The sequence below is a fragment of the Nocardia sp. NPDC046473 genome (assembly GCF_040645995.1).
GTDB lineage: Bacteria > Actinomycetota > Actinomycetes > Mycobacteriales > Mycobacteriaceae > Nocardia.
Window position 1 is genome coordinate 916903 of sequence record NZ_JBEYZJ010000002.1, and the last position, 19915, is coordinate 936817.

Here is a 19915-nt window from a genome sequence, read left to right on the forward strand (position 1 = left end):
GCATGGGGGAATCGCTATACCAGGACCTCGTCGACGCAGGTGGCCTCGGGGCCGTACTTCAGGCCGCGTGTCCCGACTGCGATATCAATATGAACGACGCTCAGGGCGCCTTCGGTGGCTTTGTGGCCACGGCCAGCTTGCACGACCGCGCCGTGTACGTCATACCGCTTGTGGGCAAACGCCTGTTCCGCGTGCGGCACAAGGTGCGCGCGGCGTATCTCAGCGCGCTCGCTACGACCGACCTGGCAGAAGTCACCGGATCTGCGGCGGCCTGGCTCGGCGGCGCCACCGCGCGGGAGCTGGCCGCCGCGTGGCCGTTCGCCGATTTCGTCGACGTTGCCGACGCGTACGACAGTGGCGACCGGATCGAGTTCCAGTGGCAGTTGTACCGCGCACAGACATACAAGAAGGACGACCTGGCCGAGTTCATCGAAGCAGCGATGCTGGAGCCGCGGTTGCGGCGGATGTTCCCGTTCAGGTCGTTGTACTGGATGTCGTTTCGACCGACCGCGGACGAGTACCGCGTACCCGGACCGTGGGTGCGGTCCGCTGGCGACGGACGGTTCACGGTCGTTCCGGATCGGCGGGTGGAACCCGACATCGCGTACGACGCCGCTGAGGCGGCCCGGGTGTGCGTGGCCGAAATGGACCGCCTCGGCGTGCCGTCGCCCGAGGAGCTCAACTCCCAGGTGCACCCGCCGCAGCTAGGTTCCGTCGACTAGACAGCGCTTTCTCGGCGGACGAGTTGTGGATAGAGCAGCGCCGGATCCGCACCGAGGCGCGCCTTCCACGCCACGGTCTGCGCATCGGCCAGCACCTCGAGGGCGCCCGCTTGCACACCGTCGAGTGCGCGGCGCGCGATCAGGGCCGGGTCGGTCTTGTCGACGTCGATACTGGCCATCATGTCGGTATCGACGCTGGCCATGGCCAGTCCGGTGACCTGGGTGCCTTGATCCGCGAGCTCGAGGCGGACGCCGTTGGTCAGCGCCCAGGCCGCGGCCTTGGAGGCGGAATAGCTGTTGGAATGTTCATAGGCCATCCAGGCCATCACCGACAGCACATTGAGCACCGCGCCACCGCCGTTCGCGGCCAGCACCGGCGCGAAGGCGCGGACCATGCGCAAGGTGCCGAAGTAGTTGGTCTCCATCTCCTGCCGGATATCGGGCATCGCGCCGTACACCAGTTTCGCGAACGTCGACATACCGGCGTTGTTGATCAACAGGGTCACGTCACCGGCCGCTGTCGCCGCGGCCGTGACGGATGCATCGTCGGTGACATCCAACCGGATCGGTACCACCCCGGGCAGATCCACATCTTCCGGATTGCGGGCTGCCGCATAGATCTTCGCTGCACCCCGGCTCTGCAATTCAGTGACGAAGCGTCGGCCGATGCCACGATTGGCGCCGGTCACCAGTGCGATCGAGTTCTCGAGTTCCATGACCGCTACGCTAAAACCTGACGTCGGCGTGAGAGGCAAGCCGATCCAGCGTGAAAGACGGCACATCGCATGCGAATCGGAGAACTCGCCCACCGCGCCGGCGTCAGCGTGCGCGCCCTGCGGTACTACGAGGAACAGAAACTACTCATCCCTGAGCGCACCGCCTCCGGTCAGCGCGTCTATACCGAGGAAGCGGTCGAGCGGGTCCGTATCTTCCAACTGTTCTACGCGGCCGGGCTCGGTAGCCGCACGATCGCAAAGCTGTTGCCCTGCATCGACACCGGCCACACCACCCCCACCCAACGCGACGAACTACTCGCCGAGCGCGGCCGCCTCGCCAGCCACATCGTCACCATGACCAACGCTCTGCACCGTCTCGACGACCTGATCGCGGCCGCCGACCAACGCACCGAAGTGCAAGCTGTCGGCAGCGGGCTGACCTGAGGGGTCCCGAATCGCGTGGCAGGTCGGCCTCGGCTGACCCCCCGAGCTCACCGCCCGAATCCTCCTGCCGCTGAACGCAACTGGCGAAGGCATCCGCCAGCAGGGGCGTGGAATCTCAAAACCGTGGCCAATTGACAGAGACCTGCAAACCGCCTCTAGCCGCGGGCCATATCCACGAACCGGCTCAAGTGCAGCTGGTGTGCGACGGTGATGGTGGCGGTCGGGCCGTTACGGTGCTTGCCGACGATGAGGTCGGCTTCGCCGCCGCGCGGGTCGTCGCGTTCGATGGCGTCCGGGCGGTGCAGCAGGATGACCATGTCCGCGTCCTGCTCGAGGGAGTTGTGAGCTGAAATTCCTTGAGCCACAAAGTTATGTGTGCCTGGAACGGTGCCGTCGTAGACGTCCTGTTCGCCGAGGCTGGTGATCTCGACGATCTTGTCCCAGAAGACGTCGTTGGTGGCGAGCATATCGATTTCGGCGTCGTCGAGGACCGCCGCGACGCGGGCGAGACGGGACCGGCTGGGGGAGCATTTCCACATGGTCGAGCCGCAGAAGCGTGAGCCCATTGCTGCCGAGAACTCGCGGTGCGTCAGGTGTTTGGTGGACAGCAAGCCGCGGACCTTGGTCCAGACTTCCTTGGGCACGGTGTCGACGTTGGTGTTGCGCACCACCGGTTCCAGCTCGGCCAGTGCCGCTGCCGCGGCCTTGCCGCGGGCGCCGTGCACCCCGATGTCGCGGAGGAAGATGGTCTGGTTGTCCGAGCCATCGACCATGAGGTGCCAGCAGGGGCGGTAGCCGGTCTTGTCGACCCGCTTGATTCGTCCGTGCACGCCGAGGCGAAGCAGTAGTTGCGCTACGTCATCGACGAGTCGGCGGCTGGTCGAGGCATAGTAGACGCGCGCTTGATTGCCCTTGGCGTCCCAACGCACCGAGCCGTCCGTCGCCCAGAGGTGGTGGAGGAACAGTGCGACCTGGTCGTTGGGCAGTGCGAAAACGGGTTGGGGGACGAACTTTTCGTAGCTGCGTAAGCCGAACAGGCCCAGTTCATCGAGCCATGCGGCGATCGGATTGCGCTTGCCGTGGGTGAGGCGTTCGGGGGCACGCAACCGTAGCGTTGTCACCCGCGCCGCCGGATAGTCGTCGCGTGCGGCGGTGACACCGAAATGAGTGGCCGCCGCGGTGACAGCGGCGAGGTTCTCCTCGTCGATGCTGGCGTAGCGGATCGGTTGGCGCTTGACACAGGAACCATCACCGATCATGTGCGCCAACAGGACAACCTCGGCATCCGCCATCCGCGTGGTGTGCACCGGCTCGGGGACGACGCGCGGGGTAGCCAGGCGATCGTCAATGGCCAGCTTCTCCAGCGGGATCCAGCCGTCGACGGTCAGGAAGCGGTGGTTGCCGGTGGCTTCGACCTCACGTCCGGAGGCGAGGCGCAGCCGGAATACTTCTTTGCGCCCGCTGGGGAACACCTTGACCATCGGGCGAGCGACCATCCGCATACGATCGTCCAGCGACCACACCAGCGGCTGTTCCCCGCTGGTGAGGAGCTCACCGAGGGTGGTCTCGCCACCGGTGTCGGCACGGAGGATGCGGGTAGCCGCAGGCAGACAACCCGATTCGCGAAGGTCGGAGACCATGGGTCGCTTGTCGGTTCGTTGTTCGGGACCACGGTTCAGCTGGCTGATCGCGATCACCGGCACTTCGAGTTCCTTGGCGAGCAGCTTCAGGCTTCGTGAGAAGTCCGAGACTTCCTGCTGCCGGGATTCGACCTTCTTACCCGAGCTCATCAGCTGCAGGTAGTCCACCACAACAAGTTTCAGGTCATTGCGCTGTTTGAGCCGTCGCGCCTTCGCGCGAATCTCCATCATGGTCAAGTTCGGCGAGTCGTCGACAAACAGTGGCGCCTCGCTGATCTCACTCATCCGCCGCGCCAGTTTCGTCCAGTCGTCATCACTCATCCGCCCGGAGCGCATATCACCGAGCTTGATCTTCGCCTCGGCCGACAACAGACGCATGACAATTTCCGTACGACTCATCTCCAGCGAGAAGATGACGCTCGGCAGGCCGTGCTTGATCGAGCAACTGCGCATGAAATCCATGCCCAGCGTGGATTTTCCAACACCAGGGCGGGCCGCGACGATGATCATCTGGCCGGGGTGGAGGCCGTTGGTGAGTTCGTCCAGTTCGGTGAAGCCGGTGGGGACGCCGAGGGAGATGCCGCCGCGGCTGGCGATGGAGTCGATCTCGTCCATCGTGGGCTGCAGGAGTTCCTCGAGGGGGAGGAAGTCTTCGGTGGTGCGGCGCTCGGTGACCTCGTAGATCTCGGCTTGGGCGCGGTCGACGACCTCGGCGACATCCTGGCCGTCGGCACCGGCGTAGCCGTACTGGACGATCCGGGTGCCTGCCTCGACGAGGCGGCGCAGGATGGCCTTTTCGGCGACGATCTCGGCGTAGAAGCTGGCGTTGGCCGCGGTGGGGACGGTCTGGGTGAGCGTGACGAGGTAGGGCGGTCCGCCGATGCGCTTGAGTTCGCCGCGGCGGTCCAGGCCGGCCGAGACGGTCACCGGGTCGGCGGGTTCGCCGCGACCGTAGAGGTCGAGGATGGTGTCGTAGATGAGCTGGTGGGCGGGGCGGTAGAAGTCGCCGGGCCGCATCACCTCGATGACGTCGGCGATCGCGTCCTTGCTCAGCAGCATGCCGCCGAGCACGGACTGCTCGGCCGCCATGTCGTGCGGTGGCTGGCGCCCGAAGTCCTCGCCGGGCGGCTCGGGCGGATAGTTCGCGTGCCCTCGGTCATCGACGACTGCCATGAGACTCGACCGTCCTCTCTCCACCTACCGGGCTCACCCTATTGATGACTGGTCCCACTCTCGGGCTCCGACACGTCTGCCGCAGGGCAGCGGTTGCCACCCGCGCGATGGTTGGTGCCACCTGCGAGTTCCAGCTACCGTTGCGATATCGATGGATCCGGACGTTCGGGGCCGCTTGTTTCACGTCGTAGCGACGAACCTAGGCGACCTGAGGGCGGTCAACAAACCGTACTGTGCACACACCTGTGGATAAGTTGGGGACTGTTCACCTAACTGTGTGCACCCCCTGTGTACTACTTGGGGAAAACCCAGGTCATCCCACGAAAACCCGCAGATAGATATCGATTTCCTGATCTATCCACGTGTGGATGAATAAAGTCGCGGCGTGTCGGCCAAGTTGAACAGCCGGGCGTGTTGAGTTAACGGCACGGGTAACGGTTATGAGCTGAATCACATTGCCACCGGTCGGTTTCCTGAGTAATCCACAGGCCCGTCACCGGGAACCCCGGTGACCAGCAGTGATTTGCCGAGAATGTTCCGTATGGCAGGGCTGCCCAGAGGGCAAACAATTGGTTACTCAGAAAAGTGGGCAGCGTCGCACAGCCGAAGACCACTCCCGCGCCGAACACGGGAGTGGTCTACGAAGCGGTGCTATATCAGCTGGCAGCGACCGTGAGGTCGAACTTGGCCACCACGTCCGGGTGCAGGTGCACCACGACGCTGTGCTTGCCGGTCGACTTGATGTGCGACTTCGGCAGTTCGATGCTGCGCTTGTCGACCACGGGCCCGCCGGCCGACTTGATGGCCGAGGCGACATCCGCCTGGGTCACCGAGCCGAACAGCTTGCCGGTGCCCGCCGTCTTCACCGAGAGCGCGACGGCATCGAGGTTCTCGATGGCCTGCTTCAGTTCGTTGGCGTGATCCAGGTCGCGCACCTTGCGCGCGTCCTGGGCCCGGCGGATGCCCGCGACCTGCTTCTCGGCCCCACGGCTGGCGACGATGGCCAGTCCGCGCGGCAGCAGGAAGTTACGGCCGTAGCCGTCCTTGACCTCGACGGTGTCGCCGGGCGCACCGAGGTTGTCCACGTCTGCAGTCAGAATCAACTTCATTTGCGTGCCTCCCTTACTCAGCGAGCCGTCGACACGTAAGGAAGCAGGGCCACCTCACGCGAGTTCTTGACGGCAACCGCGATGTCACGCTGGTGCTGCACGCAGTTGCCGGTGACGCGGCGGGCGCGGATCTTGCCGCGGTCGCTGACGTACTTACGCAGCAGTGCCGTGTCCTTGTAGTCGATGTTGACGATTCCGGACTTGGCCTCTTTGCAGAATGCGCAAGCCTTCTTCTTGAGCACCTTTTCGCGCGCTGGCGCTTTAGGCATGGTCTTTTACTCCGTAATCAGTGATGGTCCGCGCAAAGGCAGACCTATGAGTTGCCGTTATCAGAACGGCGGTTCGTCATCTACGCGGCCGCCGCCCCCGAAGGAGCCTGCCGCGGGCGCGCTGCCCCAGGGATCGTCCTCGGCACCGCCGGAACGTCCACCGCCACCACCGGCCGGGGCGGAGTTACCGCCACCACCGGAACCACCGGACCCGAAGCCGCCGCCGCCACCGCCGCCGCGACTGGTCTTGTTGACCTTCGCGGTGGCGTACTTCAACGAGGGGCCGACTTCATCGACCTCGAGCTCGACGACGGTGCGCTTCTCACCCTGAGCGGTTTCGTAGGAGCGCTGCTTCAGCCGCCCACTCACGATGACCCGGGAACCCCGGGTCAGGCTTTCGGCGACATTTTCCGCAGCCTCGCGCCAGATATTGCAGCGCAGGAAAAGCGCTTCGCCGTCTTTCCATTCGTTCGAATTGCGGTCGAACATCCGGGGAGTTGACGCAACGGTGAAATTGGCCACCGCCGCTCCCGCGGGCGTGAATCGAAGCTCGGGGTCGGCCGTCAAGTTTCCGATGACGGTGATGACCGTGTCGCCTGCCATGTGGTTCCTCCTGCTCGGGTTGCAGTCCGCGTCTCGCTAGTTGCGCTAGAGCCTAGAGACAGACACCGACGCAATCGAGGGTTGCGGGACTACTTGTCGTGGCGCAGAACCTTGGTGCGCAACACCGACTCGTTCAGGCCGAGCTGGCGGTCGAGTTCGCTCACGGTCGCGGGCTCCGCGGTCAGATCGACCACCGCGTAGATGCCCTCGGCCTGCTTGGCGATCTCGTAGGCAAGCCTGCGGCGGCCCCAGATATCGACCTTGTCGACCTTGCCGCCTTCGGTACGAACCACGGTGAGCATCGTCTCGAGAGACGGGGCTACGGTGCGCTCGTCCAGACTGGGATCGAGGATAACCATCACTTCGTAATGACGCACGGACCAATCACCTCCTGTGGACTAGGAAACGGCCACGGGCTCTCCGTGGCAGGAGGGTCGTTGCGTCAGCAACCCGACAAGGCTACATGAACACCCTCTGACCATTGAAATCGATCTCATCGGCGAGGGAACGGGGGCATTGACGTATCTCGCCGCTTAGGGTGGTCCACATGCCGACCGGACTCGCCAGCAGCGACCTGATCGCGCGCCGCGTCGGCCGTCGCGCGGCGCTGGCGGCGGTGGTGCTGGTGCTGTGCGGGCTCACGCTCGTGCTCGGGTATGCGAACAAGGCGCGGTGTGCGGGTGCGCCGTTCAGCGCGGACGGGCGCAGCTCGGTATTCGATACCACCAAGGATGAGGATGTCTGTTACTCCGATATCCAGTTCCTCTGGCTCGGCCGCGATATCAACGAGCACGTCTTCCCGTACGTGCACGGCGGCATCACCGACGACGGCACGCTGGTCGGTGGGGCGGTCGAATACCCGGTGCTCAGCGGCACTTTGATGTGGCTCGGCGCGCTGGGCGCGCACAACGACGCAGACTTCCTGCGGCACTCCGCACTGTTGCTCGCGCCGTTCGCGCTGCTGACCGCGTGGATGCTGGCCAGGCTGGCGGGCCGCGCGGCGCTGCTGTGGGCGGCGGGGCCGCCGCTGGTGCTCTACGCCTTCCACAACTGGGAACTGCCGGTGGTTTTCACGGCCGTCGCCGCGGTCTATGTGGTCGCCACCTTGACCCGATACTCGTTGCGCACCAGGGGAATTCTGGCCGCGATCCTGCTCGGCCTCGGGTTCTGCCTGAAGCTCTATCCGGGAATTTTCGTGCTGCCGCTGCTGGCGTACGTGCTCACCGGCGGCGTCGAACGCGGTCCGGGCGAACGGCGGATGGACGTGCGCGGCGCGCTGCTGACGGCGGGCGCGGCCATCGGCACGGTGATCGCGGTGAACCTGCCGTTCGCGCTGGCCGGGTACGAGGGCTGGCGCGCGTCGATCACCTTCCAGCAGCTGCGGCAGGCCGACATCACCACGAATTCCATTTGGTACTGGGGACTTCGGCCGCTGTTCGGCGCGGATGCCCCGAGCGAGGCGCTGTTCCAGCAGGTCGTGTCGGTCGCCTCGCCCGTGCTGGTGCTGGCCGCGTTCGCGCTCGCCATGTGGCTGGGCTGGAAGCGCTACCTCGCGACGGGGGTGTTCCCGTGGGTCGGGGTGAGCGGCGCGATGCTGTGTGGATTCCTGTTGTTCCACAAGGTGCATTCGCCGCAGTACACGCTGTGGCTGGTGCCGTTCCTGGTGCTACTCGAGGTGCCGTGGACGGCGATCGGCGCGTACCTGGTCGCCGACGCGGCGCTCGGGATCGGCGTGTTCCGGTACTTCTACGCGCTCGGCACGGGCCGGCCTGCGGAGCAGATGGAGAAGGTCGTGCAGTTCGGGGTGTGGGGCAGGGCGGTGCTGTTGGTCGCGTTGTTCTTCCTGTTTCTGCGTGCGCTGCCGCGCGGCCGGCCGCCGGTGTCGCCGCAGGTGCCGAGGTTTGCGCCGGGTGAGTTGATCCCGGTCGGGTAGTCCGGCGGATTCCACCCGCCGTTCCACCCCCGGGTGGTGCCGGGCAGTCGGCGATTCGCGGAGTCTTACGGGCATGACCTCGAACAACTTGCTCACCGCCGTACTGGTAATCGCGATACTCGGCTGGATCATCTACCGACAGAATCAGTGGCGGCCGTTCGACCCGGCCCGAATGTGGCGCGGGCCGCTGGTTCTCGGCATCGTCGGAGTGCTGCTCTTCGCGTCCTCGGACAACGCCCCTGCAGTGCACACCGTGGATATCGCGCTGCTGGTCTTCGAGGGTGTGCTCGGGCTGGCGGTCGGCGCGCTGATGGGTGTGCTGTCGAAGTTCAGTCGGCAGGACGGGCAACTGATGGTGCGCACCGGCATCGTCGCCTCCGCGCTGTGGGTGGTGCTGATCGCGGTGCGCGTCGGGGTGGACGTGGTCGCGGTCGACATCGGCGCGTCGGCGGTGGTCTCGGTGGGCGCGATCATCGCGCTGCTCGCGGTGAACCGGCTCGGCCGCATGCTGGTCATCGCGACGCGGGCGGACCGGCTGACCGGTCCGCGCGCGATGGTTCGGGCAGACTGAGCGAATGCCGCCCCGCGCGGATACCGCACCGACGACCCCGAGCAGGCTGTTGCGCCTGACCGGGGTCATCACCATGGGTGCTCTACTCCGCGACGACCAGCTCCCGCGGCAAGGGGTTCCGGTCCTGGTCATGATCGGTCTGGCCGGACTCGCGCTGCTGGTGTGGGCGGCGGATCCCGGGGGCAGGCCGTGGCTGAGTAGAGCCTCGATCGCCGTGATGGCGGTGTTCGGTGGTCTGACGGTTGCACAGGCGGGCGCCTCGTTGATTCCGTTGCTCGTCGCCGCGTTCGCCGGTTTCGCCCTGGTGCAGCACTCGATCCTGTTCGGGGCGTTGATCATTGGTACGGAGCTGATCGTGGTGGGCGCGTCGTCGGTGGCGGCGGACCACACGCCGAGTGCCTACCTGGGGACGCTGGCCGGTGTGCTGTTGGTGGCGCTGCTCGGCCTGAGCCGCAGGCAGTTTCGGGTCACCGCCGAACAGAATCGGCTGCTGGTGGAGCAGAGCCGGGAGATTCGTGCGGAGCGGGACCGCGCCGCCGCGCTGGCCGAGCGTGGGCGGATCGCCCGCGAGGTGCACGACGTGCTCGCGCACACCCTGGGCGGGCTGGTGCTGCAGCTCGATGCGGCCGACGCGCTGTTGGAGGCGGGCGAGATGGAACGGGCGGCCGACAAGGTTCGCGCTTCGCGGGAGCTGGCGGCGTCGGGGCTCGCCGACGCGCGCCAGGTCGTCGGCGCGCTTCGGGCCGAAAGAATTTATCTACCAACAGAATTCGATGTTCTGGTAGCCGAACATCGTGGGGCGGGCGGCCGGGTGAACGTGCGCTTGGACGGTGACACCCAGCACCTCGGCGAGCAGGTGAATGTGGCGCTGTTGCGCGGTGTGCAGGAGTCGCTGACCAATGCCCGCAAGCACGCGCCGGGCGTGGAGGTCGAGTTGCGGCTGCGGGTCGGCGCGGAGCAGGTGGAGCTGGTCGCGTCGAATCCGCTGTCCGACCGGATCGGGCTACTGTCGGCCTCGGGGATGGGCGCGGGCCTGCTCGGTATGCGCGAGCGGATCGGCGCACTGGGCGGCACGGTCGAGGCGGGAAAGGCGGGTGACCGGTGGACAGTGCGAATGACGGTGCCGCGCCGGTGATCACGGTGGTCGTCGCGGACGATCAGACCATCGTGCGGGAGGGGCTGACCACCGTGCTCTCGCTGCTGCCGGATATCGAGGTGGTCGGCGAGGCCCGTGACGGCGCCGAAGCGGTCGAGCTGGTGAGCCGTCTCGCGCCCGATGTCGTGCTGATGGATTTGCGGATGCCGATCCTGGACGGTGTCGCGGCCACCGCCGCGATCACCGCGGATCACCCCGAAACCGCGGTGTTGGTGCTGACCACCTACGCCGACGACGAATCGATCGCGGGCGCGTTGCGTGCCGGTGCGCGTGGGTATTTGACCAAGGACGCGGGCCGCCGCGAGATCGCCACGGCCATCCGCTCGGTCGCCGGTGGACAGGCCACCTTCGCCGCGGAGGTCGGCCAGCGCCTCGTCGCCTCGCTGTCGTCCGTGGCGGCCGCTCCGTCTGATTCCGTCGATGCGGCCGAATTGGGGCTCAGTGCAAGGGAACTCGATGTGCTGAGGTTGATGGCCAAGGGGCACAACAACTCCGAGATCGCCAAGGAGCTGTTCATCGGCGTCAGCACCGTCAAAAGCCACATCAACTCACTGTTCGCGAAGCTCCACGTCCGCGACCGCCCGCAGGCGATCGCCCAGGCCCACCGGCTCGGCCTGAGCTAGCCCGAGTCGATTGCCACGTAATAGATGATCGTGCCTGGACTGCACCGGCTTGCGGTCGCTTCGTCTCTTGGTTTTGCTCTGCGAGGTGCGTCACTGCCCTAGGGGGCGGGGCATGGTTGCCGATTGCCCATGGATTGCTGAATGTCCAGCTCAGGAAGAGGCCGGGTGACGGTCGGACAAGGTCGCCTGGGTGCGGGCCGAGAAATGCGCTGCGGATCCGTCGTGCTGACTGGACGCCGGTCCGCTTACCCTGATGCGGGGTTGGGCGACACATCGAGGCGGTGGCGAACGGATGGATCACGCGGACACGAGCATGCTCGTGCCCGATGTGCTGCGGTTGACGCTGCTCAACGGGGTGGAAGCGCACCTTGCCGGACAGGTTCTCCCGCTCGGTCCGCCACAGCGGCGGGCGGTGCTGTGTGTGCTGGCGTTCCGGCGGCGGCAGTGGGTGTCGGCGTCGAGTCTGCTCGCCGCCTTGTACGACGGGGTGCCGCCGGCCAGTGGCGTCGGCGTGATCCAGACCTACGTGTCGGCGTTGCGCCGGGTGCTCGAACCGGACCGTAAGCCACGAACACCGCCTGCTGTGCTGCTGTCCGGGCATGGCGGATATCAACTGCGGATCGAGGACGAGCAGACCGATGTCGGCGTTTTCGATCGGCTGGTCGGCGAGGCGGCTCGGGCGCGTGAAGCGGGCGATTGGGCGCGCGCCGAAGGCCGGTACGCGCAGGCACTTGCGCTGTATTCCGGTGAACCGCTGGCCGGGCTGCCCGGGCCCTTCGCGCAACGACAGCGGGCCGGGCTGGCCGAGCGGCGGCTCGCCGTGGTCGAGGACAGTCTCGATGTCGTTGTCGCACTTGGTCGTTCCGATGAGGTGATTGATCGTCTGCGCATGCTGACCGCGGAACATCCACTGCGCGAACGCCCGCGGGCAGTGCTGATGCGTGCGCTGTACTCCCACGGTCGCCAGTCCGAAGCGTTGGATGTCTACCGCGAGACTCGGAAGCTGCTGGTGGATCAGCTGGGCGTGGAGCCGGGCGGAGAGCTTCGCTCGCTGCACAAGCAGATATTGGCGGGTGAGAGCGTTGTGCGACCGTCTAGACCTATTACCGCGCTCGCGTCGGCAACCCGAACCATCGCTGCCGGAGTGCTGGTAGACGGATCAGTGGTTCGTGAGACTCGGACTCCGGCTGCTCAAATGTCAGGCCCGACCGGCGATGCGTCCGACGGCGGAACGGCGGCCGACTCGGCAGCTGACCCAACACCCGCGGTTCGGCGGACGACGGCCGCGGTCGAGTCGCGCTCGCGCGCCGATTCGTCGGAAAAGGCTGTTGTACAAGAACTTCCGGGGGCGGCGATCTCGAACGGAGCCGAACACCGCCTGGCAATGGTGGGAGCGCTGTGGCCGGCGCCGAAGCCGGCACCGGATTCGGCACCGGATTCGGCAGCGCCTGTCGTCTTCGAGCGCGACCAGGAGTTGACCAGGATCACGGCGTGGACGGAGCGCGCGGCCGCGGGCAACGGTGGGCTGGTGGTGATCTCGGGACGCCCCGGCTTCGGAAAGACGCAACTGCTGGACGAGGTCGCCCGCCGCGTCCCCGGTGCACGGAGGATGGACCTGCTGCCGTCATGTGACGGCACACCGCCGCTCGGCCTGGTCGCGGAACTGCTCGGCACTGCGATATCGCCGCAGGCCACCGACACTCAGGTAGTAGAAGCGTTGTCCGCCAAACTGATTCAGGACACGGCAGCGGGACGGCTCGTTGTCCTGGTAGACGGAGCGGAACAGCTGGACGAGCACTCCGCGCGCGTACTGACCGCGCTGGCACCGCGACTGCGCGGTATGCGAGTGCTCATCGTGCTGACGCTGGACGAACGCTCTTGGAAGCCGGCGATTCTCGCCCTGCACGCGCGGCTGGAGCCGGTAGCGGTCGCGGTATTGCGGCCGAGCGGACTCAGCGTCGCCGCGATCGAGGGACTATACGAACGACGCACCGGCGCCGTCTGCCCGCCGGGTCTGGCCGCCGATATCCAGCGGGCGTCGGGCAACGTTCCGTTGCTGGCCGACGCGCTGATCACCGACCTCGCCGCACTCCGCGATCACGGCCGCATTCCGGAATATCTACCGGAGGGCTGCTATTCGCGCTCGATCCACCGGCTGCTCGACCGGTATTCGCCGGGCGGGGTGGCTATGCTCCGCGCGCTTGCCGTGCTGCAGGATGTCGCACCGACCATCGAGGTGCTCGCCGCGGCCTGTGCCGAACCGGCCTGCGTGGTGCGCCACCGCTGCGAACTACTCGCCGCCACCGGCATTTTGGCCTCGGTCGAACCGCCGGTGTTCCGGCATCCCTTGATCGGCAACACGATTCGCTGGCTCGGTGGCCGCGACGACACGGATCGGATCCGGATCGCCGCCGCCGAGCAGGCCCGCAGCGCCGGATACTCGGCCAGGCAGGTCGCGGCCTACCTGCGTGACCTGGTCGGGGAGCGGTACTCCCGGTGGACGGTAGTGCTGCTGGACGCGGCCGAGGAAGGCCTGCGCAACGGCCTGATCGCCGACGCCGTACGACAACTGGCGGCGGCCTTGCGGATCACCACACCCGAAGGCCGCGACGACATCCTGGTTCGCCTCGGCCAGCTCGAGTTGTGGACCAACCCGGCTGCGGCCCGCGCCCACCTGGAGGAAGCGCTGCACAGCCAGCGCGACCGCCGCGTCGCGCCGACGGCGCTCATCCCGCTGGCCTGGACGATGTCGACGCGCTGGCAGGCCGGTGCGGCGATGGCGCTGATCGGCGCGGTGCTCGCCGAGACCGAGGAACGAGACCCGCTGGCAGCCAAGAACATTCGAGCTGCGTCCTGGGCGGTCGCCGGGCTGACCTCGACGACGTGGTCCGACTTCATCGCCGAGCTACGTGCCACCGCGTCGACCGACCAGATCACCACGGCGGTGCTCACCTGGGACGACGCCTTCAGCGTCCGGCACTCGGCGCGCGAGACGCTCGCCCGTTTCCCGGCCGGACCCGATCCGGCCCGCGGCTGGGAGGTGTTGCCGCAGCAGCTGATCGGGTTGCTCGCGCATCTGTCCATGTGGTCCGGCGACCTCGCGCTGGCCAGGCAACTCAGCGAACAGCGCAGGGATCACCACTTCGGCACCATCGACGTCTACCGCCTCATCCTGCGCTCGGAAGTGCTGCTGCGCTGCGGTGATTACCGGCAAGCGCTGCGCGAGGTCGCACCGACCGTCGGCACCCTCGGCGACGAATCCATCCGTCCGCCACTGGCATTGGTCGCCCAGTACGCGCATGCCCTGCTCGGGCTGGGCCGACTGGCCGAGGCCGAGCAGTGGCTCGACAGCGTGACCGACCACGCCAACCCCGAAACCTGGGAGTGGACCGTGGTCATTCATGTCAAGGGCATGCTCTGTGCCGCTCGCGGCGATTCCCGCCAGGCGATCGCGCATTACCTCGACTGTGGACGCCGCGTCGCCGCGGTCGGCATCCGCAACCCGGCCCACATCCCGTGGCGCAGCTCGGCGGCCATGGAACTCGTGCGGCTCGGTGAGCACGAACAGGCCCGCGAACTCGCCGCCGTGGAACTCGAACTGGCCAGGCAGTGGGATACCCCCGGCACCATCGGAAGGGCTTTGCGCGCAATGGCTTCGGCCGCCCCGGGCGGTGTGGACGCGGAGCTGCTCGACCAGGCCGTCGCCCAATTGCGCCGCTATGACTCGCCGGTGGAGCTGATCCCGGCGCTGCTGGAGCTGGCTGCGGTCTGTCACGACGACGGTGCCATCGAGCGCGCGGGCGAGCTGCGCTGGGAAGCTCGCTCGCATGCCGAAACCATCGGCGCCACAAGGTATCTCGAACTGATCGGGGATCTGCTCGGCGCGGCGGCGGCCATTCCGTCAGCCGATGGCGTGACCACCGGCTGACGGCACCCTCACTGGCCGGCGGCGGCTCGCGCGATGAGGTCGGCGATCGCGTCCGGCTCGGTGATCATCGACGCGTGACCGGTGGCCAGCGACACGATGTGGTCCTCGGTGGCCACCTGATACGCCATCTTGGTCTCCAGGTCCGGGTGGATCATCGCGTCCAATTCCGAGATCTGGTACCAGGTGTTGTCCCGCAGCGTTTCCCACGCGGGTGTCGCCGAGCCCGAACCAGCAAGGGAGAGTACGGAAGTCGGCTTCTGGGTGGCGGCGAGCAGCGTGGCCTCGCGCGGGTCGGCGTCGGCGGCGAAGTCGACGTGGTAGCGGTCGCGGGCGATGATCAGGTCCGGGGTGTCCGCGGCGCCGATGTTCACCAGATCCGCGCCGCTGGGCAGGTCCAGCCCGAATTCCTGGTTGATCTGGAACGCGGACTGGCCCGCGGTGGGGGCGTACGCGGCCACGAACACCAGCCCGGTGACGTCGGCCCGGCCCGAACCGGCCTGGCTGATCACCGCGCCACCGTAGGAGTGACCGACCAGGATTGTCGGTCCGGTCAGCGCGTTCAGGTCGCGGGTGACGGCGGCGACGTCGTCGGCGAAGCCGCGCAGCGGCAGCTGGCTGGCCACCACGGTGCCGAAGCCCCGGTCGAGCAGTCGCTCGATCACCTTGTTCCAGCAGGACCCATCGGCCCAGGCGCCGTGCACGAGCAGCACATTCGGGGTGGTCATCGGCATCCTCCAGTTCGCGTCGGATCGCCGGAACAGGTGGGCGATCGATCTCCTACAGCATCGGGAGCCGACTGAACGTGGACTGAATGTCCACCGAACGCGCTGGTCAGCGCCTCATTCGGCGTGCCGGGCGCGGAAGGCCGCGCTCTTGACGCGGTTGCCGCAGATCGTCATATCGCACCAGCGACGGGTGCCGCCGCGGGATGTGTCGACATAGAGGCGGGTGCACTCGGGGCGGCCGCATTCCTTGATCGTGGCCGAGCCGCCGAGGAGTTCGATCGCGGAGCGGGCGACGGCGGTGAGTGCAGCTGCGGGAGTGCCGGTTCGGGTGATGGCGCCGTCGGGTCGCAGGCTGATCGCGGGGAGTTCGCCTGCGGCGCAGTCGTTCACGATGTGGCGGTCGGCCTCGGCGAGCGGTTCGCCGAGGGACACGGCGACGGCCATGCGGTACGCGGCCTCACGCAAGCGCACGGCGCGGTCGAGGGTCGCCGCGTCGCAGTCGGGGGCGTGGTCGAGCAACTCGGCGGCGACCAGCCAGTCGGCCAGGGCCGCGGGCGCGTCGAGGGCGTCGTCGAACGAGCCGGTCCTGGCCTTGACCGTGCCCGCGAAATCCAGGGCGAGGTTGCCGCTGACGAAGGTGAACACCCTCTCATAGTAACCACCTTGACAGGTTACGTGGCGAGCTGCCACGGTGGTAACCATCTAAGGCGGTTAGCTCAGGAGGGTTCGTGAAGGCTCAGTTCATGTCGGTGGCCGCGCAGCCGCTGTTCGTCGTGCTGTGGAGCAGTGCGTTCATCGCCGGGATCGTCGGCGTCGGTGCCGCGCCGCCGATGATGGTGTTGTTCGCGCGCTACGCGATCGCGGGAGTCCTGCTCATCGGCTATGCCTTCGTTGTGCGTGCGACCTGGCCGCGCGGCCGTCAGTGGCGCCACGTCGCGGTCGCCGGGTTGCTGATGCAGGCGGTGCAGTTCGGTGCGTTCTACACGGCGATGGGCGAGCACGTGTCCGGCGCGGTCATCGCGCTGGTGCAGGGCTTGAATCCGGTGGTCATCGCGTTGTTCGCCGGGGTGCTGGGCGAGACCGTCACGGCCCGGCAGTGGTTCGGCTTCGGCATCGGCGGTATCGGCGTCGCGATGGCGGTCATGGATCAGTCGAACTTTTCCCGAATCGGCTTGCTGCTGTGCGTGATCGGGTTGCTCGGCCTGAGCATCGGCACGGTGTATCAGAAGCGCTTCGTGCCCGAGGTCGATTCCCGGGCGTCCACCGCGGTGCATGTGGTCGTGAGCGCGCCCGTCGCCGGGGTGCTGGCCTGGCTGACCGGTCAGCTGCACGTGACGGATGTGACCAGGTTCGCCGGATCACTCACCTGGATGGTGTTGGTGAACTCGATGGTCGCGTTCCTGTTGCTGAACTCGATGCTCCAGCGTTGGGACGCCACCAGGGTCGGCAGGCTGTTCTTCGCCACCCCCGCGGTGACCGCGCTGCTCGCCTGGCTGCTGATCGATCAACCGTTGCGGCCGTTGACCGTTGCCGGTCTTGCGGTAGGTCTGATCGGCCTGGTCTTCGCCTCGCGCAAACCGTCGGCGGCGCCGACACCCGAGCCACGCCTCGCGGTCGCGGCGCGCTGAGCTACTTGCGGGCGCTGTGCCAGTTCATGCCCCAGCGGTAGGCCTCGTCGATCTCTTTCTGCGCGCCGTTGATGTAGTGCACCTCCCGGTGCACGGTGATGCCACTGCCCTGGTTCTGCAGCAGCGCGATGGCGCAGGAGCGGGCACCGTCCACGGGGGAGTCGAGGCGGACCTTGATCTGCGGGCCCGCGGTCGGGAACAGGGTGACCACACCGTCGGCGGCGCCCCAGTTCGGCACGCCCTCATAGATGAAGGCGAAGATCAGCACGCGCCGGAACAGTTCGGGCCGAGCGAGATTGATGTGCATGTTCTCGCCGCCGGTCGCGGTGCCGGTGCGGTCGTCGCCGTCGAGCTTGATGTACGGCTCGGCGTCGAGCGTGCCGAAGTTGTTGCCGATCGCCTGCACGACGCCCTTGGTGCCGTTGGCCAGTTCGTAGAGACAGCCGAGGTCGAGATCGACCGGCTTGGCCCGGCGGAAGAAACCCTTCGACCCGGTGGACCAGTTCAGGTTGACCCGCATGGTCCCTTGCTGCTCACCGGGTTTGGTGAGGTTGATGCTCGGCGTCGCCTTCGACAGGGTCACCTTCGACAGGTTGACCCCACCGGCGTTGCTGTCGTTCGCCATCGGCGTGATCCCCCTCGGACGGAGTGCATGACAGATATGAGAGCGGCAGCGGTCCTCCCGAGGGAGTGGCCGCTGCCGCACGAGTCTTCGGCTTGCTTGCCGAAATCAGCCTACCGGGGTGGGCTCTCGTTCGCTGTCCACTTTTTCGTCGTCTTCACGCCGGTTGCGAATGACGCTGGTAATGAACGCCGCACCGATGAATGCGACGCCGACCAGGCCGGTGATGATCTCGTTGATGTGCACGCCGATCGAGACGAACAGGATGATCGCCAGCGCGCCGATCGCCCAGTGCGCGCCGTGCTCCAGGTACACGTACTCCGACAGCGTGCCCTTGCGCACCAGGTAGACGGTGATCGAGCGGACGAACATGGCGCCGATCAGGCCGAGGCCGAGCGCGATGATGATCGGGTCGGAGGTGATGGCGAACGCGCCGATCACGCCGTCGAAGGAGAACGACGCGTCGAGCACCTCGAGATAGAGGAACAGGAAGAACCCGGCCTTACCCGTCGCCTTGACCAGCTCGGACGGGCCGCCTTCGGAGTGCTCCTCGGTGTGGAACATCGAGCCGAGACCGTCGACGACGATATAGACGACCATGCCGAGCAGGCCGGAGACGAGGACGGTGGCGCGATCATCGTCGGCCGCGATCAGTTCCGCGGTGAGGACCAACACGACGGCCGCGACGACCACCGAGAACATGTCGAGCTTGCCGAGCTTGGCGAGCGGGCGCTCCAGCCAGGACAGCCAGGTGATGTCGCGCTCTTCGAAGATGAAGTTCAAGAACAGCAGCAGCAGGAACATGCCACCGAACGCGGCGATCTGCGGATGCGCGTCGGTGAGCAGCGTCTCATAGCTCGGGTCGCCGTTGGCGAAGTGCGCGGCGCCGTCGGCGGGCGGGTTCAGCGCCAAGTCGAAGGCCTTCACCGGGTTCAGGCCCGCGGTGACCCAGACGATCGCCAGCGGGAACACCAGGCGCATGCCGAACACCGCGATCAGCACGCCGACGGTGAGGAAGATGCGCTGCCAGAACGCGCTCATCCGCTCCAGCACCGTTGCGTTGATGACGGCATTGTCGAAGGACAGTGACACCTCGAGGATGCCGAGGATCGCGGCCAGCGCCAGCGCGGTCGGTCCTCCGTAGAGCAGCGCGGCGGCGAGCGACAGCACCGTCACGATGATTGACATGCCGAAAATGCGCAGGACCACGCGGGGGACCTTTCGTTTGCGTCGGCCGGACATCCCGTCCGAGCGCTCGTTTATGAAACCGATCTGGCGCCGCTGTTACCAGCGTGGCCGCTGAACCGCCGGATGTCCAACGGTCTTCACCGACCGCCGAGGCGGTGCGTTCCAGGGTCGTCCCGGTTGGCCCGGGCGCATGACGAGGGGGCCCGTCGCCGGGCCCCCTCCGAACGGCACAGTGTTTCTTAGACGTTCACGCCGTAGTCGCGGGCGATACCGGCGAGGCCGGACGCGTAGCCCTGGCCGATCGCGCGGAACTTCCACTCGGCGCCGTTGCGGTACAGCTCGCCGAACACCATGGCGGTCTCGGTCGACGCGTCCTCGGTGAGGTCGTAGCGGGCGAGCTCGTTGTTGTTGCTGCGGTCGACAACGCGGATGTAGGCGTTGCGCACCTGACCGAACGACTGCTGCCTGGTCTCGGCATCGTAGATGGAGACCGGGAAGAAGATGCTCTCGATGGTCGGCGGGGTGTTGGCCAGGTCGACGTTGATGATCTCGTCGTCGCCCTCGCCCTCGCCGGTGGTGTTGTCACCCGCGTGCTCGATGGCGCCTTCCGGCGACTTCAGGTTGTTGAAGAACACGAAGTGCTGGTCCGAAAGCACCTTCTTGTCCGCGCCGGTCGCGATCGCGCTGGCGTCCAGGTCGAAGTCGGTACCGGTGGTGGTCCGCACATCCCACCCTAGGCCGACGGCGACGGCGGTCAGGTTAGGCGCCGCCTTGGTCAGCGAGACATTGCCGCCCTTGGACAAACTGACACCCATGCGGGATTCCCTTTCAATAGTCCGTCATTGGTTCCCAGCATGTCCGAATC

The 19915-nt window shown here is 66.8% G+C and carries 19 protein-coding genes; 8 read left to right on the forward strand and 11 right to left on the reverse strand.

Going from position 1 to position 19915, the window contains the following annotated elements:
* The first annotated feature begins 2 nt into the window (after positions 1-2).
* Complete coding sequence (locus tag ABZ942_RS09640) at positions 3-722, forward strand: DUF6193 family natural product biosynthesis protein (protein ID WP_357380266.1); 720 nt, start codon at positions 3-5, stop codon at positions 720-722.
* Here ABZ942_RS09640 and ABZ942_RS09645 read toward each other — a convergent pair.
* The gene (locus ABZ942_RS09645; RefSeq protein WP_357380387.1) at positions 719-1438 is read right to left on the reverse strand and encodes an SDR family oxidoreductase; all 720 of its coding nucleotides are present in this window, start codon (positions 1436-1438) and stop codon (positions 719-721) included. The genes ABZ942_RS09640 and ABZ942_RS09645 overlap by 4 nt on opposite strands.
* A 69-nt stretch (positions 1439-1507) precedes the next feature.
* Between ABZ942_RS09645 and ABZ942_RS09650 the strand changes: the two genes are divergently transcribed.
* Positions 1508-1882, forward strand: a complete 375-nt coding sequence (locus ABZ942_RS09650; RefSeq protein ID WP_357380267.1) for a MerR family transcriptional regulator — start codon at positions 1508-1510, stop codon at positions 1880-1882.
* 155 nt (positions 1883-2037) lie between these two features.
* Here the strand turns inward: ABZ942_RS09650 and ABZ942_RS09655 are convergent, their stop codons facing one another.
* From ABZ942_RS09655 to rpsF, 5 genes are all read right to left on the reverse strand, one after another.
* Entirely contained in the window at positions 2038-4695 is a 2658-nt protein-coding gene (locus ABZ942_RS09655) for a replicative DNA helicase (protein WP_357380268.1), read from the reverse strand.
* A 656-nt stretch (positions 4696-5351) separates the two neighbouring features.
* Entirely contained in the window at positions 5352-5804 is a 453-nt protein-coding gene (gene rplI, locus ABZ942_RS09660; RefSeq protein ID WP_357380269.1) for a 50S ribosomal protein L9, read from the reverse strand.
* Positions 5805-5821: 17 nt separating this feature from the next.
* Positions 5822-6073 carry a 30S ribosomal protein S18 gene (gene rpsR, locus ABZ942_RS09665; protein ID WP_014989074.1) on the reverse strand — a complete coding sequence of 84 codons (252 nt, stop codon included), beginning with the start codon at positions 6071-6073 and terminating at the stop codon, positions 5822-5824.
* A 60-nt stretch (positions 6074-6133) separates the two neighbouring features.
* A complete protein-coding gene (locus ABZ942_RS09670; protein WP_107653390.1) occupies positions 6134-6676 on the reverse strand; it encodes a single-stranded DNA-binding protein in 543 nt (180 codons plus the stop codon).
* 89 nt (positions 6677-6765) lie between these two features.
* Positions 6766-7053 carry a 30S ribosomal protein S6 gene (rpsF, locus tag ABZ942_RS09675; protein WP_150400327.1) on the reverse strand — a complete coding sequence of 96 codons (288 nt, stop codon included), beginning with the start codon at positions 7051-7053 and terminating at the stop codon, positions 6766-6768.
* 170 nt (positions 7054-7223) lie between these two features.
* Here rpsF and ABZ942_RS09680 point away from each other — a divergent pair, with 170 nt between their 5' ends.
* From ABZ942_RS09680 to ABZ942_RS09700, 5 genes are all read left to right on the forward strand, one after another.
* Positions 7224-8609 carry a hypothetical protein gene (locus ABZ942_RS09680; RefSeq protein WP_357380270.1) on the forward strand — a complete coding sequence of 462 codons (1386 nt, stop codon included), beginning with the start codon at positions 7224-7226 and terminating at the stop codon, positions 8607-8609.
* Between the two features lie 73 nt (positions 8610-8682).
* Positions 8683-9180, forward strand: a complete 498-nt coding sequence (locus ABZ942_RS09685; protein WP_357380271.1) for a hypothetical protein — start codon at positions 8683-8685, stop codon at positions 9178-9180.
* A gap of 4 nt (positions 9181-9184) precedes the next feature.
* A complete protein-coding gene (locus ABZ942_RS09690; RefSeq protein WP_357380272.1) occupies positions 9185-10315 on the forward strand; it encodes a histidine kinase in 1131 nt (376 codons plus the stop codon).
* Complete coding sequence (locus ABZ942_RS09695; protein ID WP_357380273.1) at positions 10282-10959, forward strand: response regulator transcription factor; 678 nt, start codon at positions 10282-10284, stop codon at positions 10957-10959. The genes ABZ942_RS09690 and ABZ942_RS09695 overlap by 34 nt, the downstream gene beginning before the upstream one ends.
* A 292-nt stretch (positions 10960-11251) precedes the next feature.
* Positions 11252-14887 carry a BTAD domain-containing putative transcriptional regulator gene (locus tag ABZ942_RS09700; RefSeq protein WP_357380274.1) on the forward strand — a complete coding sequence of 1212 codons (3636 nt, stop codon included), beginning with the start codon at positions 11252-11254 and terminating at the stop codon, positions 14885-14887.
* An 8-nt stretch (positions 14888-14895) separates the two neighbouring features.
* Here the strand turns inward: ABZ942_RS09700 and ABZ942_RS09705 are convergent, their stop codons facing one another.
* On the reverse strand, positions 14896-15612 hold the full coding sequence (locus tag ABZ942_RS09705; RefSeq protein ID WP_357380275.1) for an alpha/beta hydrolase: 717 nt from the start codon (positions 15610-15612) through the stop codon (positions 14896-14898).
* Between the two features lie 114 nt (positions 15613-15726).
* Complete coding sequence (locus tag ABZ942_RS09710; protein WP_357380276.1) at positions 15727-16257, reverse strand: CGNR zinc finger domain-containing protein; 531 nt, start codon at positions 16255-16257, stop codon at positions 15727-15729.
* A gap of 83 nt (positions 16258-16340) precedes the next feature.
* On the opposite strand from ABZ942_RS09710, the gene ABZ942_RS09715 reads away from it, so the two are divergent.
* Positions 16341-17240 carry an EamA family transporter gene (locus ABZ942_RS09715; RefSeq protein WP_357380277.1) on the forward strand — a complete coding sequence of 300 codons (900 nt, stop codon included), beginning with the start codon at positions 16341-16343 and terminating at the stop codon, positions 17238-17240.
* 1 nt (position 17241) lies between these two features.
* Here the strand turns inward: ABZ942_RS09715 and ABZ942_RS09720 are convergent, their stop codons facing one another.
* The 3 genes from ABZ942_RS09720 to ABZ942_RS09730 form a co-directional block, all read right to left on the reverse strand.
* On the reverse strand, positions 17242-17865 hold the full coding sequence (locus tag ABZ942_RS09720) for a Tellurium resistance (RefSeq protein WP_357380278.1): 624 nt from the start codon (positions 17863-17865) through the stop codon (positions 17242-17244).
* A gap of 105 nt (positions 17866-17970) precedes the next feature.
* Positions 17971-19071: a DUF475 domain-containing protein gene (locus tag ABZ942_RS09725; protein ID WP_357380279.1), complete on the reverse strand. Its 1101-nt coding sequence runs from the start codon at positions 19069-19071 to the stop codon at positions 17971-17973.
* Between the two features lie 218 nt (positions 19072-19289).
* Entirely contained in the window at positions 19290-19865 is a 576-nt protein-coding gene (locus tag ABZ942_RS09730; protein WP_357380280.1) for a TerD family protein, read from the reverse strand.
* Between the last annotated feature and the right edge of the window lie 50 nt (positions 19866-19915).